The sequence below is a fragment of the Nocardia sp. NPDC059229 genome, assembly GCF_042754165.1.
Taxonomy (GTDB): Bacteria; Actinomycetota; Actinomycetes; order Mycobacteriales; family Mycobacteriaceae; genus Nocardia.
Window position 1 is genome coordinate 321,628 of record NZ_JBHZAK010000008.1, and the last position, 13,619, is coordinate 335,246.

Consider the following 13,619-nt stretch of genomic DNA (forward strand, 5'->3'; position numbering starts at 1 on the left):
GACGACGCAGCCCGGGTCGAAGGAGGCGACACGGCGTGGGTCGAAGGAGGAACTGGGACCGACCGGTTGGCCTCGGAACGGCGGTGGCACAGTGGACCGGGCACGGACCCGACCGAGGAGGAGCCATCCATGAGCGGACGTACCCCCAGCCGTTGGGAGGAGCTCACCGCTGCCGACCCTGCGCATTCGAAGTGGTACGTGGAGCGGTTCCGGAGATTGGCGGCCGAAGGGGCGGATATCGTCGGGGAGGCGCGGCTGATCGACGCGATGCTCGACCGCGGTAGCCGGGTCCTGGATGCGGGGTGTGGTCCGGGGCGTGTGGGTGGCTACCTGCACGACGCGGGTCACGTCGTGGTCGGGGTCGACATCGATCCGGTCTTGATCGCTGCCGCAGAGCACGACCATCCCGGCCCGACCTGGATTGTCGGTGATCTCGCCGAACTGGGCCTGCCGGCCCGCAACATCACCGCCGACTTCGATGTCATCGTGTGCGCGGGGAACGTGATGACATTTCTGGCGCCCTCCACCCGAGAGGCGGTGCTGGCCGGTTTCGCCCGCAACCTCGCCCCGGGCGGCCGGGTGGTCACGGGTTTCGGAGCCGACCGCGGCTACGAGTTCCCGCAGTTCCTGACCGACGCCGAGAATGCCGGACTCACAGTGGATTTGCAGCTCTCAACATGGGACCTACGCCCATTCACCGACCAGTCCGACTTTCTGGTGGCGGTGTTCTCGCGCGCAGACTGAAACCTGCTCTGCCCCAGAAAATCCCAACCCGGACCGGTGGAATTTGGTCCGCTGCAACATCGAACATCCTGTAATTCAGGTCCAGGGCATCCATCTCCGGTGCAGTGGCGCGCGGCTTTACGGTCGGAGATGCCGGGCATACAAGATGGTCGCGGCCGGAACCCCGACCTAACGATGGCTCTGGCCCACTTCGGCGTGATTCACCCAGACGCTGACATACGGGAATGTTGCGGTGGGCGAATCCCATTCGGCCACCGCGACATTCAGCTACACCCACTGCCCGGGCCGAAGCACGTCCATCCAGTGGGTCGGCCACGTCGCGAGGGCGACGATCACCATGATGACCAGGTGCACCGGTGCCGCGAAACTCTCCTTGGGCCCGTGGTGGTTGATGATGTGCGTGACCACGGCGCCGGTCAGCACCAGTATCAGCACCGCGGCGCCGAGGAATCGTGCCTCGTGGAACGGGACCACCAAGAGCAGCGCACACACCCCCTCGATCCCGCCGACCACAAACCGGAACCAGGCGGGCCACCCCCACTCCGCGAACTTGATCGAGTACGCAGGCCCGAAAAACGTCGGCCCGGGCCAGAACTTGGTCACCGCCCCCATCATGAACTCGAGGGCGAGGAACCACAGGAAACCGGTCGCGACCCATCCGGGCCAGGTGTGAGCGATAGTCATACCGCCATGACCACCCGCGCAGCTGAAATGTGACACGCCCAGTGTGCAGGCGGGATGGGTTCACCACCTACGCTCGAATACCGGCCGCCCACTGCGGATTTCGCCCGGATGCGGCCACAGCCCGCACGAACGGCTCTGCGTCATCGGCCACCTCGACTGCCGCGACGAACATGCCGTACGAGCGGTATTCCTCCGCACTCGAGTCGATGATCTCCCCGATCGTCGTGGCCGCCGACGCGGAGATCCGGAACTCTTGTCCGGTCGCAGCGGCCACGTCCCACCCGTGCAGAGCGAGCTCGGCGAGCAGCATTCCCGCGACGTCGGATGCGGGCATCGAGGACCAGCCGAGGTCGATCTCGCCCTCCCACACGGCGGGCTCGGACCAGGCCTGCACTGCTCGATCCAGCTGCGCCGCATACTTTTCGGCCCAATCCGCCGTCGCCGTGAAGTCACGGCCACTCAGATCGTCGGGGATCGCCCGCCGCAGCGCCCGGCACTCCAGCCCGTAGGCCGAGTAGAGCACCCAGTGGTTGATCAGCGTCCGCACATCGAATTCGGTACACGGCGTCGGCGCCGGCAACTGCTCCGGTCGAACTCCCCGAGCCACTCGTCCAGCCTCAGCGGCACACTCGGTCATCGCTGAAAGTATCTTGTTCATGCCGGGGACGCTATGCCGAGGCCGGCCGTGTGATCTTGGAAAAATACGTCACGGCGACCGCGCCCAGTGGCACAGGCGAATATCCGCAACGGCTGCACCTGGCGGTCCGCGATGCCCACGCGATTCGACACCGCTTCCGGTCGCGGCGTGTGAAGGATGCCGTCGGCGCCGCAGAGAAGGACGCCGAAGCCGGCGCTTGACTCGTGCGAGTGGAGCGAGACGATTGTGCTGGGCCGGGTAATGGACGTGGCGTGATGTCGGCGGCGGGACGGTGCCGGGCATCTCAGGTTGGAACCACCATCACCGCAGATTCTGATTCAAAGGCAGGCGGACATGAGCGACGTCTTCGGAATTGCAGGTAAGACAGCATTGGTCACGGGCTCGGGGCGGAATATCGGGCGGGCGATCGTGCTCGAGCTGGCAGGCTGCGGCGCGAACGTCATTGTCAATACCCGCAGCGATCAGACGGAAGCCGACTCGGTGGCGAAAGAGGCCGCGGATCTCGGCGTCGGCTCCCTGGTGGTGATAGGTGACGCCGCCGACAAGGCGACCGTGGAGCGGATGCGGACCCAGGCCGAGGCGACATTCGGTGGCGTGGATATCTACGTCAGCAACGCAGCCCGACGGCTTTACAAGGACTTCTTCGAGATCACCGATGAGGAATGGCACTACCACCTGAACCAGCAACTCACCGCCTCGTGGTACCTGGCCAAAGCGTTCGTACCCGGCATGCGTGAGCGCGGCTGGGGCCGGGTGGTGCATATCAACGGCGAGGATGGCTGGCTGGGCGGCTGGACCCGGGTCCCCCACTCGGTCGGCAAGGGCGGCCTGCGCACCCTGACCAAGTCCCTGGCCTCCGGGCTGGGCCAGTACGGCATCACTGTCAACGACGTCTCTCCCGGATTCATCGACACCGCCCGCGACATGCAGACCCATCCCGAGGTCACCCCGGAAAGAACGGAGACTTTCCTCCCGACCATCCCCATCCGACGACAGCCGACGCCCGAGGAGCTGGCATGGGCGTGTGCCTTCCTGTGCTCGACGCGTTCAGCCGCCATCACCGGTGCGGTTATCCACGTCAATGGCGGTCAATGGATGTTCGGATAACAAGGGCAATAGCGATCGTCGCGGAGGGCCTCGGTGCTGGTGTTCCGTTGGTCGGGGGGTCTTACGGAACACCAGCCGAGGGCGATGCATCAGATGCGACATTCGTCCATCCGATGCAAGCGTCGAATGCGTTGGTCTTTTCTCTTCTTACGTATCAGGTCGGCCGGAGGTTCACTCGAAGCCTGCGCGTCCGACTCGCGTATCCAGGTGTCGGCGGTAGCATCACGTGCCGTGAGTGGCGATCCGAGGCCGGGTTCGTGACCACGGCCGGACGCGGGGACGCCTCCTTCACCGGGTCGATCCCCGAGATTTACGACAGCCTGCTGGTTCCGATGATCTTCGCGGAACCGGCTCGGCTACTTGCGGAATCGGTGGCCACGGCGGACGCTGTCGACATTCTCGAAACGGCTGCCGGGACCGGGGCGCTGACGAGGGAACTCGCCCGGCTGGGCGGTCACAACATCGTGTCAACCGATCTGAACGAACCCATGGTGACAGCGGCCGCAGCCCGGCTCGTTTCCGAGCGGGTGCATTGGCAGGTGGCGGACGCCCAGAGTCTGCCGTTTCCCGACCGCTCCTTCGATGTGGTCGTATGCCAATTCGGTGCAATGTTCCTGCCCGACAAGGTACGCGGATACGCCGAGGCTCGACGGCGGAGACCGGTGCGGTGGCGTTCTGCCAGGGAACCCCGCTGCGTGGCGAAATCGAACACCACTCGTCCCTCGACGTCGAATCCGCAACCGCGATCGCAACCACGGAATTGCGCCGGCGGTATGGGCCGGGCGAGTTCGACGCGCCAATCCGATGGCTGCAGATCACAGCCCGGCGGCCAGCCCATTAAGCAGCATTCCGCCACAGCGTGCCCTATGCCGAAACCGACACGCCCACAGCTTCCTCGCCGGCACCGATACCGCCAGAGCGCCATTCACTCAGCAGCATGGTTCACCCGGCACCGAATCGATCCGATGCACCTGGCCGACGAATTGGCCTCAGTGACAACGAAACTCGGCATCCACGAAACCAGGACATGCGCGATCAGCGCCGACTCGAACAGCCCTGCTCGCAGCGTCGGGCGGGCGGGCACAAACGAGAATTGCGGCGCCGGAGCATCCTGTTAGCTATACGTCCGCTACGGCCCGAGTTTTGCGACAATCCCGGCAATGAAATCCCTGAGATCAACGGGATTGAAAGGCAGAATGTCGCCATGCCCACATTTGCTCGATTGTTGCAGACTGCCGTCGCAGGGGCGCTGATTGTGGCGGTCAGTCATGGCGTCACGGCCGCTCCCGCCGCGAGTGCCCCGAATGGCCTGTTGCCCTGGCCTCGTTCCGAGCCGGACGGAATACAGGCGCCGGGGGCTGAACTGGCAGACGGAATTACCGGCACGATGCTGTGGTCGCGAGAGCCGGACACGCCGGTCCCGATAGCCAGCATCGCAAAGGTGATGACGGCACTGGTCGTGATCAATGCCGGCGACCTCGACCGGACTGTCACCGTGCCGCAGGAGGCCATGTCCTATTGCGCCCGGAACGACGGAAGCAGCGCAGGCCTTGTCCCCGGAGAAGTGTTCACCACGCAACAGGCCCTGTACGCGATGATGCTGCCGTCGGGCTGCGACGCCGCGTATACCCTGGCAGAGGCATACGGGCCCGGCCAAGACGGCTTCATCGCCAGAATGAACGACACCGCGGGCCAAATGGGCCTGGCGGGAACACATTTCGCCGACCCGAGCGGACTGCCCTCCCCCGACGATTACTCCACCTACTCCACACCGGCGAACTTGGTGACCCTCGGCTTGCGCGCGATGAGCCTGCCGATGTTCCGCGAAATTGCCGGGTCGGAGAACTATCACCTGCCCGCCGGCTCAGGCAATCGCGAGCACCACTGGCAAACCACGAATCTGCTGCTGCACGAGTATCCCGGCACCATCGGCATCAAAACCGGATCCACCGACGCCGCGGGAGCCTGCCTGCTGTTCGAGACGGTGCGGGCTGGAATACCGCTGATCGGTGTGGTCCTGCACAGCTCACCCGGCAGCGGCCGCGCCGCGAAGGAAGACGCTGAGCACCTGCTGAACTGGGCCTACGACCCCATCTTCAGCGCGCTGCCGATCCGTTAACGCCGACTACCGCAAACCACCTGCGAATCCCGGCCCCACGAACGCCAACGGCCCGAAATCAACTCGGACCGTTGGTGTTCCACGGCATCGAGAGGCATCACATTCGTACCGCCAGGTCACGGCAGCCCGTCACCCGCGGCAAACATTCCTCAGAGAACCTCTGATACCCGATACGCGACTCCGTCGTCGACCAGATATCCCGATCCCACGGCAACAATGTCGTTGAGCCATGAGTAGTTCCGCTGATCCATACATCCTGCGGCAGGAAGGAGGGGTGCGCGCACCCGACGAGACCTTCGAGCGCGAGGTACTCGAACACCCGCGACCGGTGCTGGTCGAGTTCGGGGCCGAATGGTGCCCACCGTGCCGGATGGTCTCACCCGTCCTGGCCGCCATCGCTCGTGAGCGCGCTGACATGCTCAGCGTCTGCAAGGTCGACACTGATGAAAAATCCTTCCGTCACAGCCACTTACCGGGTCATGTCGGCGCCGACCCTCATCCTCTTCCGGGGTGGTAGGCCGATCCTCACCGTGGTCGGCGCGCGCTCCGAGGCCAAGCTGCTGTCCGAGCTCGACCATGCGCTCGCTTCTGCCCCTCGGAATCCTGAAAGCTGGTGAGCGCAGGCGTTCGGCACGGATTTCGACGCGCCGGACGGGCTGACTCCGTGCGGCTGCCGGGCGCACCATCAGCGCACTGCTGCTCAGGGTGGGAAGGGGTTGCCGTGACCGACAGCCATCAGGAGTTCTTCGATCATCTCGACTGGTTCGATGAGGGCCACTGCGCGCGGCTGGACGATCAGCTCACCTGGGCGCGTGGGCAATGTCCGGTCGTGCATTCGGGATTCGGTGGTGGAATGCATGTGGTGACGCGGTATGAAGACCTCGTCACTGTGGCCGCGCATCCGGAGATCTTCAGCTCGACCATGCCCGGATTGACTTCTGTACCAGTCGCTTTGCCGCCCATCGACGTCGATCCGCCTCTGCATCACGACTTTCGGGCGTTTCTCAACGGGCCGTTCTCGCGATCGGCGTTGCAACGATACGCGCCGGTGGTGCAGCAGCTCGCCGACGAACTCATCGACCGGTTCGCCGGCCGCGGGGAGGTCGAGTTCGTCAGCGAGTTCGCGATCCCGTTCACCGCGGGCGCGCTGGCGAAGATCGTGCTCGACGACGACAACCAGGAGCGGCTGGCGCGCGCTGTCGATGCCGTCACCCAGGTGTAGGTGCAGAACACGCCCGAAAGTTTCGCCGCCGTCGCGGCATTGGCCGCCGAGCTCATGGCCGAACGCGAGGCCGCGCCGCGCGCGGATCTGCTGCAGTCCATCGTCGATGCCACCGTCGCGGGCGGCCGACCGCTCACCATGGAGGAACGGCTCGGCGTGGTCACCGTGCTACTGCTGGGCGGGCTCGACACCACCCGCGGCGCACTCGCCTACATCGCCGAGTTCCTGACCGAGATACCCGGCCTCGAAGCTCGCCTGCGTGAACCCGATTGGGCCGCACGCGATCTGGACGAGCTGCTGCGCTACACCTCGACCGTGAGCGTCATGGGCAGACTCGTCATGGAGGACAACGACCTGCTCGGCGTCCCGATCGCCAAGGGCGACCGCATCGCAGTGCACTGGCGTTCGGGCAACCGCGACAGCGACCGCTTCGACAACCCGGACCAACTCGACTTCGGCCGTAACCGCAACCCGCACTTGGCTTTCGGCATCGGCATCCATCGTTGCGTCGGCCGCCATTTCGCCCGCATGCAGCTCGACATCGGCATCACCCGCCTCCTGAACCGCCTCACCGGCTTCCGCCTCGCCCCCGGCACCGAAGTGCACCGGTCGGTCGGCATCAGCGTCGGCGCACCTCGCGAACTACACCTCCGATTCGACCCCGTCACGCCCTGACCTGCCCGGAGTCTCGCCTAGGCGCGGCCGAACACCTCGGGGCTCCCGACCTCGTGGGTGACCTCTTGCCGCCAGCCCACGATCCGCCACCCGTCCGAGGTGTAGGCAGCCTCGGCGTGGTACCAACCGAACACTTCGAACATGAGATCCGGTCGATTCGCACCGATATGGTGGACCCGCATCTTCGCAGACATCGTGGCACGCTCGCCGTCGACAGTCGCCTGCTCGTGCCCCATCAAATGCTGTGTGGGACCGCACTTGTCGAGGTATCCACGAATCATCCGGACGAGATTGTCTCGGCCGTCGACGATTTCGGCCCCCGCGTAATCCGCCTTCACATCGGGCGCGAACACGCCGTCGAGGCCCGCCCAGTCACGCCGGTCGAGCGCATCGGCATACCTGTGAAGCAGGGCGATAACTGCGTGCCGTTCGCTGGTCATTGCCGGACCGTAACGGCCGAACCCACGTCCCGACTGGTGGTCGTCTCGCTGATCGGGACGATCACCCGGACCGGCAACCGAATGAGTCCACAGGCCAACCAAGCGGTCGATACCACTCGTGCCGCTTCCCGCGCCGACCGAACGGGACAACACTGGCCGACGAAAGGTCGACCTGTCCGAGGAGATGCTGCGCATTGCCCGCAACCAGGTACCGGCCGACGACGAATCCTATTGCGGCGGCCGATGTTCATCGGTTGGGCCGGGCAGATTGCGGGTCAGTCGTCGCAGCAAGCGCAGTCGTGCGCGGCGGTGCCGGGGTTCGTGGCGAACGCGGCCGGTGACGGGCAGCAGGTGTCGCCGCGCCAGGCGTTGACGCCTTCCTTCACCGCGATTCCGGCGATGACGAGTGCGGCGATCGGGTCGGCCCACGACCAGCCGAACAGGCTGTTGAGCAGCAGCCCCACCAACAGCACCGCCGACAGGTAGGTGCACAGCAGCGTCTGCTTGGAATCGGCGACCGCAGAAGCGGATCCGAGTTCACGGCCGGCGCGGCGCTGAGCCCACGACAGCACCGGCATCACTGCCAGGCTCACCGCTGCCAAGGTGATGCCGATCGGGGAATGGTGGGCCTCCCCGACTCCGAGCAAGCCGCTGATCGCGTCGACGCTCACGTAGGCAGCCAGGGCGAAGAACGAGAACGCGATGACCCGCAGTGCGACCCTCTCCCGCTTCTCCGGGTCGCGGCCGGCGAATTGCCACGCCACCGCAGCAGCAGAAGACACCTCGATCACCGAGTCCAACCCGAACCCGATCAACGCCGTCGACGACACTCGCGCGCCTTCACTCAGCGCGATGATCGCCTCGACGACGTTGTAGGTGATCGTCGCGGCCGCGAACCAGCGAATACGACGCGCCAGCAACGCCCGCCGCTGCGACGCGGGCCCCACCGCCTGCGCCGCAGGCAGCGACGGCATTCCCAGCGATTGCGACATCAGCAGCACCCCTCGGTGCCCGAGTCCGGGCAGCACGCCGGATCGACGGCCAGCACCAGCCCCGTCAGATCATCGAGAGCCCGCCCGATCCGAGCGTCGGCCAGCTCGTATCGCGAGCGCCGCCCTTCCGGCACCGCCACCACCAGCCCGCAACCCCGCAGGCACGCAAGGTGATTCGACAGAATCTGACGCGACACCCCGATCTTCTCGGCCAGATCGGACGGATACGCCGGCGCCCGGCGCAGGCTCAACAAAATCTGGGTGCGAGTCGGGTCCGACAAAGCGTGCCCGAAGCGGGCCAGCGCATCGCGATGCAGCAGGGTATCCACACCATGACAGTACATCAGAATCTGTATTCAGAAAATCATGAATCGTGAGAAGGCGCGACCAACGCAAGCTCATGCCGCGAGCCGCCCGCTGCGGAACGGTCTATAGCCGGGCACCGTGTGACAGCACCGAAAATCAGCGACAGGTAGTCAGTACTTAAGTACGACAGATTTGCGGCCGGCCGGATCTCCATAACGTTGTGGTCGTCGAGTTCGACACATCGAAACCACAAGGGAGAGAAGCCATGAGCGATATCAACGAGCTGGTCGAGCGCTACCTGAGCACATGGAACGCCACCGACCCGAGCGTTCGCGCCGCGCTGGTCGCCGAGGTGTTCACCGAGGACGCCGAGTACACCGATCCGCTGGTCTCGGTGCGCGGCCACGATGGGCTGGCGGCCACCATCGCCGCGGTGCAGGGTCAGTTCGCCGGGCTGGAATTCAGCTCCGGCGGCACTGTGGACGCCCACCACAATATCGCTCGGTTCACCTGGCACCTGGGGCAGCCTGACGCCGAGCCGCTGGTCATCGGGTTCGATGTGGCGGTACTTGCCGAGGACGGTCGAATCAGCCAGGTACTCGGCTTTCTCGACCAGGTTCCGACGGGCGCCTGACCTATTCGCTGTTCCGGTGGGCGCCCCGATGCGGGGCACCCACACGAAAGACCCTGCAAGCATTCGATTTCGAAGAATCAGGACAGCTGTCATGTCGTCATCCACCCTCCAGAGCCCGGTCGCCACACCGGCCCGGGCGACGCCCGACCACGCGTCGTGGGGCACCTTGCTCGTTCTGCTGGCCGGAATCTTCATGGCCACCCTCGACTTCTTCATCGTCAATGTCGCGCTCCCCGGCACTCAGGCCGATCTGCACGCGAGCAGCGCCGCCATGCAGTGGGTGGTCGCCGGTTACGGACTGGCCGTCGCGGCAGGGCTGATCACCGGCGGACGGCTGGGCGACATGTACGGGCGACGCCGTATGTACGGGCTCGGCATGGCGCTGTTCACCATGGCGTCCATCGTGTGCGCCATGGCCGGCAGCGCGGGTGAGTTGATCACCGCGCGGGTCGTGCAGGGCGTGGGTATGGCACTGCTCATGCCACAGGTGCTCGGCATCATCAGCGTGGTGTTCACCGGGGCCCGGCAGGCCCGCGCCTTCGCGGCCTACGGCGTGACCATGGGATTGGCCGCGGTGTTCGGCCAGCTGATCGGTGGTGCGCTGATCCAGGCCGACATGTTCGGACTCGGCTGGCGGACCATCTATTGGATCAATGTGCCGGTGGGCCTGATGGCCCTGGCATTGCTGCGGCGACTGGTTTCCGAGTCACGCGGCAACGCGGGCACCCGCCTGGATCCCTACGGCGTCGACCTGATTCTGGCCGCTCTGGTCGCACTGTTGCTGCCGCTGATCCAGGGACGTGCGCAGGGCTGGCCGCTGTGGACCTGGATGTCGCTGGCCGCCGCCGCGGTGCTGCTGGGCGTATTCACTTGGTACCAGCGGCGATTGGCTGCTCGCGGTGCCGCACCGCTGGTCGATCCGAACCTGTTCCGGGACCGTTCGTTCACGGTGGGCGTGGTGCTCTCGCTGGCCTATCAGATGACGATGGGTCCGTTCTTCCTCTTCCTGGCGCTGTACCTGCAGCATGGCCGTGGCATGACGCCGCTGGCCTCTGGTGTGCTCTTCTTGTCGATCGGCGGCCCTTACATGCTGACCTCGGCGGTGGCCGAACGGCTCGCCGCACGGCTGGGGCGACAGGTGATCTCGCTCGGTGCGATGCTGCAGGGCGCGGGATTCGTACTGCTGGCCTCGGCGGCCGAGCGCGCCGACGGGCATGTGGCCCTGGAGTGGCTGATGCCGGGGCTGGTAATCGCCGGTGCGGGTATGGGTTTGGCGCTGGTGCCGGTTCCCGGCATCGTGCTGGCGGGCGTGGCGCCCGAGCATGCCGCCGCCGCGGGCGGTGTGCTGGCCACGGCGCAGCAGGTCGGTGGTGCGCTGGGCATCGCGGTGGTCGGGATCGTGTTCTACGACCGGCTCGGCGGCACTGCGAATCTGGGACCGGCCTTCGTATCGAGCCTGGTGCCGATGAGCCTGCTCTGCCTGATCACCGCGGGACTGGTGCAACTGGTGCCGAGAGCGCGCAAGCAGAGCTGAACTGCGGCAGACCGATTCACCCCGGGACCCGGAAAGGGTTCCGGGGTGCAGTGCTTTCGCGAGCCGCGTGGATGTCGCCGGCTTGCAGTCGTAGGGTTGGCGGCCGCCGCGCTCTGGCGGCTCGGTCCGGAAATTCATGGGCAGTGGATGTCGAGAACGCTCGGGCGGCTCCGTCCCAGGGGTACGAGGAGGCGAACAGGCCTCGACGACACCGACGAAGGAGCATCATGCAAGCGAACGAGATCACGGCGATCCTGAACCTCCCGATCAGCCAGGAGCTGCTGGCTCGCGACCTGCTGCGGATGGCCTATGTCGCCAAGGACGGCACGCCTCGCAACATCCCGATCGCATTCACCTGGAACGGCTCGGAGATCGTCGTCTGCACCACGAAGAATGCTCCGAAGCTGCCCTCCCTGCGGCACAACCCGGAGGTCGCGCTGACGATCGATACCGAGGTGCATCCGCCGAAGATCCTGCTCATCCGCGGTCGCGCGGAGATGGATGTGGTGGATGGCATCCCGGACGAGTATCTGCAGATGAATGGCAGCTACGAGATGACCCCGGAGCAGCGGGTCGAGTGGGAGGCCGAGGTTCGCTCGCTGTACGACGGCATGGTCCGGATTGTCATCACGCCGACGTGGGTCAAACTCATCGACTTCGAAACCACCCTCCCGACCGCGGTCGAAGAACTGGTCCGGCAACGGGCCGAGCGTCAGAGCGCCTGAACCGATCCAACACGGCCAGAATGGGCCGTGCGAACCGAGGAGAACATCATGCCGAAATACCTGCTGCTCAAGCACTACCGGGGTGCGCCGGCCGCGGTCAACGACGTGCCGATGGACCAGTGGACGCCGGACGAGATCTCGGCCCACGTGCAGTACATGGAGGACTTCGCCGCGCGACTCGAGACCACCGGCGAGTACGTCGACAGTCAGGCGCTCTCGCCGAAGGGCACGTTCGTCCGGTCCGACGGCGAGGGTCGCACGCCGGTCACCGACGGCCCGTTCGCGGAGACCAAGGATCTGATCGCCGGGTGGATGATCATCGACGTCGAGACCTACGAGCGGGCGCTCGAGCTGGCCGGTGAGCTGTCCGCGGCGCCGGGCGCGGGCGGGAAGCCGATCCAGGAGTGGCTCGAGCTGCGACCGTTTCTCACCGCGTCACCCACTGTCACCGAGTGAACGAGTCGCTGCTACGCGAACTCGTACCCGCGGTGATCGGCGTCCTCGTCCGCCGCGGAGCCGACTTCGCCGCGGCCGAGGATGCGGTGCAGGAGGCGCTGATCCGGGCACTGGAAACGTGGCCGGACGATCCACCGCGCGATGCCAAGGCGTGGCTCGTCGCGGCCGCCTGGCACAAGTTCCTCGATGCCGCCCGCGCCGAAACATCCAGGCGGGGAAGGGAACTCGCCATGGAGGTCGAGCCTCCGGCAGGTCCGGTCCCCGCCACGGACGACACGCTGTGGCTGTATTTCCTGTGCGCGCACCCCTCCCTGTCCCCCGGGTCGGCCGTCGCATTGACCTTGCGCGCTGTCGGCGGCCTGACGACCCGGCAGATAGCCACGGCCTATCTCGTCCCCGAAGCGACTATGGCGCAACGGATCAGCCGCGCTAAACGCCGGATCGCAGGACTGCCACTCGACCGACCCGGCGACCTCACGACGGTGCTGCGCGTGCTCTACCTCGTCTTCAACGAAGGCTACAGCGGGGACGTCGACCTGGCGGCCGAAGCCATCCGCCTCACCCGCCAGCTCGCCGCCTCGACCGACGAGCCCGAGGTCGCGGGGCTGCTCGCGCTGATGCTGCTCCATCATGCTCGCCGAGCGTCTCGCACCGGCCCGGGTGGTCGCCTGGTGCCGCTCGCAGCGCAGGACCGATCCCGTTGGGACACAGGCCTTATCGCCGAGGGGGTGGGGATTCTGCAGACCGCGCTGGCCCGCGACCGGCTGGGCGAATACCAGGCCCAGGCCGCGATCGCCGCCCTGCACGCCGATGCCCCGAGCACCGCCGAAACGGATTGGGTACAGATCGTGGAGTGGTACGACGAACTGCTACTCCTCACTGACAGCCCGGTAGTGCGGCTGAACCGCGCAGTGGCAGTCGGCGAGGCCGACGGACCCCGAGCCGGCCTGGCTGCGCTGGCCGAACTGGACCCAGAACTCCCCGCCACACCGCAGTCCGCGCCTACCTCCACGAACGCGCCGGCAACCTCGAGCAGGCCGCCACCCTGTACGCCGAGGCATCCCGCGCAGCCACCACTGTGCCCGAGCGCGACCACCTCACCCGCGAGGCAGCCCGGGTACGGCAGCTGCTGCGCTCCTGAGCCCGGTTGCCGCACAACCACACTCGACCTGCCGGGTGGCAGCACCGCCCGGACGCGAGCAGCCAGCACGGGTTTGGCCGGCGCACGGAACCGACTGCGGCTGAGAACGTCCTCTACTGCCGACTAGGTAATGCGGCAGGTGTCAGGATTGCTCCCCGAAGGCTGCGTGACGCCACCGCTCG

At 66.2% G+C, this 13,619-nt stretch carries 17 protein-coding genes and 1 pseudogene; 13 read left to right on the forward strand and 5 right to left on the reverse strand.

The features are described 5' to 3' along the window. Positions 1-129: 129 nt before the first annotated feature. The gene (locus ACFXHE_RS20905) at positions 130-744 is read left to right on the forward strand and encodes a class I SAM-dependent methyltransferase (RefSeq protein ID WP_379385315.1); all 615 of its coding nucleotides are present in this window, start codon (positions 130-132) and stop codon (positions 742-744) included. Between the two features lie 267 nt (positions 745-1,011). On the opposite strand, the gene ACFXHE_RS20910 is transcribed toward ACFXHE_RS20905, so the two are convergent. After that, positions 1,012-1,428, reverse strand: a complete 417-nt coding sequence (locus ACFXHE_RS20910) for a DoxX family protein (protein ID WP_379385317.1) — start codon at positions 1,426-1,428, stop codon at positions 1,012-1,014. Between the two features lie 67 nt (positions 1,429-1,495). Continuing rightward, positions 1,496-2,086 (reverse strand): TIGR03086 family metal-binding protein, encoded by a 591-nt coding sequence (locus ACFXHE_RS20915; protein ID WP_379385319.1) that lies wholly within the window; start codon positions 2,084-2,086, stop codon positions 1,496-1,498. A gap of 333 nt (positions 2,087-2,419) precedes the next feature. On the opposite strand from ACFXHE_RS20915, the gene ACFXHE_RS20920 reads away from it, so the two are divergent. The 7 genes from ACFXHE_RS20920 (at position 2,420) to ACFXHE_RS20950 (ending at position 7,209) form a co-directional block, all read left to right on the forward strand. Continuing rightward, positions 2,420-3,193 (forward strand): SDR family NAD(P)-dependent oxidoreductase, encoded by a 774-nt coding sequence (locus tag ACFXHE_RS20920; RefSeq protein WP_379385321.1) that lies wholly within the window; start codon positions 2,420-2,422, stop codon positions 3,191-3,193. A 332-nt stretch (positions 3,194-3,525) separates the two neighbouring features. Beyond that, complete coding sequence (locus tag ACFXHE_RS20925; protein ID WP_379385403.1) at positions 3,526-4,311, forward strand: class I SAM-dependent methyltransferase; 786 nt, start codon at positions 3,526-3,528, stop codon at positions 4,309-4,311. Positions 4,312-4,397: 86 nt separating this feature from the next. Next, positions 4,398-5,312, forward strand: coding sequence for a D-alanyl-D-alanine carboxypeptidase family protein (locus ACFXHE_RS20930; RefSeq protein ID WP_379385323.1), 915 nt, complete (start codon positions 4,398-4,400; stop codon positions 5,310-5,312). Positions 5,313-5,541: 229 nt separating this feature from the next. Next, on the forward strand, positions 5,542-5,829 hold the full coding sequence (locus ACFXHE_RS20935; protein ID WP_379385325.1) for a thioredoxin family protein: 288 nt from the start codon (positions 5,542-5,544) through the stop codon (positions 5,827-5,829). After that, entirely contained in the window at positions 5,756-5,929 is a 174-nt protein-coding gene (locus ACFXHE_RS20940; protein WP_379385411.1) for a thioredoxin family protein, read from the forward strand. Before ACFXHE_RS20935 ends, ACFXHE_RS20940 begins: the two co-directional genes overlap by 74 nt. A gap of 47 nt (positions 5,930-5,976) precedes the next feature. Continuing rightward, positions 5,977-6,534: a hypothetical protein gene (locus tag ACFXHE_RS20945; RefSeq protein ID WP_379385327.1), complete on the forward strand. Its 558-nt coding sequence runs from the start codon at positions 5,977-5,979 to the stop codon at positions 6,532-6,534. Beyond that, complete coding sequence (locus ACFXHE_RS20950) at positions 6,535-7,209, forward strand: cytochrome P450 (RefSeq protein ID WP_379385328.1); 675 nt, start codon at positions 6,535-6,537, stop codon at positions 7,207-7,209. A gap of 17 nt (positions 7,210-7,226) precedes the next feature. On the opposite strand, the gene ACFXHE_RS20955 is transcribed toward ACFXHE_RS20950, so the two are convergent. The 3 genes from ACFXHE_RS20955 to ACFXHE_RS20965 all read right to left on the reverse strand — a co-directional run bounded on the left by ACFXHE_RS20955 (position 7,227) and on the right by ACFXHE_RS20965 (position 8,970). Next, a complete protein-coding gene (locus ACFXHE_RS20955) occupies positions 7,227-7,844 on the reverse strand; it encodes a nuclear transport factor 2 family protein (protein ID WP_379385330.1) in 618 nt (205 codons plus the stop codon). 80 nt (positions 7,845-7,924) lie between these two features. Continuing rightward, entirely contained in the window at positions 7,925-8,641 is a 717-nt protein-coding gene (locus ACFXHE_RS20960; protein ID WP_379385405.1) for a cation transporter, read from the reverse strand. Further along, a complete protein-coding gene (locus ACFXHE_RS20965) occupies positions 8,641-8,970 on the reverse strand; it encodes an ArsR/SmtB family transcription factor (RefSeq protein ID WP_379385332.1) in 330 nt (109 codons plus the stop codon). The genes ACFXHE_RS20960 and ACFXHE_RS20965 overlap by 1 nt, the downstream gene beginning before the upstream one ends. 242 nt (positions 8,971-9,212) lie before the next feature. Between ACFXHE_RS20965 and ACFXHE_RS20970 the strand changes: the two genes are divergently transcribed. The 5 genes and pseudogenes from ACFXHE_RS20970 to ACFXHE_RS20990 all read left to right on the forward strand — a co-directional run bounded on the left by ACFXHE_RS20970 (position 9,213) and on the right by ACFXHE_RS20990 (position 13,437). After that, entirely contained in the window at positions 9,213-9,581 is a 369-nt protein-coding gene (locus ACFXHE_RS20970; protein ID WP_379385334.1) for a nuclear transport factor 2 family protein, read from the forward strand. A 91-nt stretch (positions 9,582-9,672) separates the two neighbouring features. Continuing rightward, positions 9,673-11,115 carry an MFS transporter gene (locus ACFXHE_RS20975; protein ID WP_379385336.1) on the forward strand — a complete coding sequence of 481 codons (1,443 nt, stop codon included), beginning with the start codon at positions 9,673-9,675 and terminating at the stop codon, positions 11,113-11,115. Between the two features lie 227 nt (positions 11,116-11,342). Then, the gene (locus ACFXHE_RS20980) at positions 11,343-11,840 is read left to right on the forward strand and encodes a pyridoxamine 5'-phosphate oxidase family protein (RefSeq protein WP_379385338.1); all 498 of its coding nucleotides are present in this window, start codon (positions 11,343-11,345) and stop codon (positions 11,838-11,840) included. Positions 11,841-11,888: 48 nt separating this feature from the next. After that, the gene (locus ACFXHE_RS20985; protein WP_379385339.1) at positions 11,889-12,296 is read left to right on the forward strand and encodes a YciI family protein; all 408 of its coding nucleotides are present in this window, start codon (positions 11,889-11,891) and stop codon (positions 12,294-12,296) included. Further along, positions 12,293-13,437: pseudogene (locus tag ACFXHE_RS20990) on the forward strand (RNA polymerase sigma factor). Before ACFXHE_RS20985 ends, ACFXHE_RS20990 begins: the two are co-directional and overlap by 4 nt. The last annotated feature ends 182 nt before the right edge of the window (positions 13,438-13,619 follow it).

Coding starts and splice junctions, on each gene's coding strand:
- ACFXHE_RS20905 (WP_379385315.1), top strand. CDS start 130: ATGAGCGGACGTACCCCCAGCCGTTGGGAGGAGCTCACCGCTGCCGAC.
- ACFXHE_RS20910 (WP_379385317.1), bottom strand. CDS start 1,428: ATGACTATCGCTCACACCTGGCCCGGATGGGTCGCGACCGGTTTCCTG.
- ACFXHE_RS20915 (WP_379385319.1), bottom strand. CDS start 2,086: ATGAACAAGATACTTTCAGCGATGACCGAGTGTGCCGCTGAGGCTGGA.
- ACFXHE_RS20920 (WP_379385321.1), top strand. CDS start 2,420: ATGAGCGACGTCTTCGGAATTGCAGGTAAGACAGCATTGGTCACGGGC.
- ACFXHE_RS20925 (WP_379385403.1), top strand. CDS start 3,526: ATGATCTTCGCGGAACCGGCTCGGCTACTTGCGGAATCGGTGGCCACG.
- ACFXHE_RS20930 (WP_379385323.1), top strand. CDS start 4,398: ATGCCCACATTTGCTCGATTGTTGCAGACTGCCGTCGCAGGGGCGCTG.
- ACFXHE_RS20935 (WP_379385325.1), top strand. CDS start 5,542: ATGAGTAGTTCCGCTGATCCATACATCCTGCGGCAGGAAGGAGGGGTG.
- ACFXHE_RS20940 (WP_379385411.1), top strand. CDS start 5,756: ATGAAAAATCCTTCCGTCACAGCCACTTACCGGGTCATGTCGGCGCCG.
- ACFXHE_RS20955 (WP_379385330.1), bottom strand. CDS start 7,844: ATGCGCAGCATCTCCTCGGACAGGTCGACCTTTCGTCGGCCAGTGTTG.
- ACFXHE_RS20960 (WP_379385405.1), bottom strand. CDS start 8,641: ATGTCGCAATCGCTGGGAATGCCGTCGCTGCCTGCGGCGCAGGCGGTG.
- ACFXHE_RS20970 (WP_379385334.1), top strand. CDS start 9,213: ATGAGCGATATCAACGAGCTGGTCGAGCGCTACCTGAGCACATGGAAC.
- ACFXHE_RS20975 (WP_379385336.1), top strand. CDS start 9,673: ATGTCGTCATCCACCCTCCAGAGCCCGGTCGCCACACCGGCCCGGGCG.
- ACFXHE_RS20980 (WP_379385338.1), top strand. CDS start 11,343: ATGCAAGCGAACGAGATCACGGCGATCCTGAACCTCCCGATCAGCCAG.
- ACFXHE_RS20985 (WP_379385339.1), top strand. CDS start 11,889: ATGCCGAAATACCTGCTGCTCAAGCACTACCGGGGTGCGCCGGCCGCG.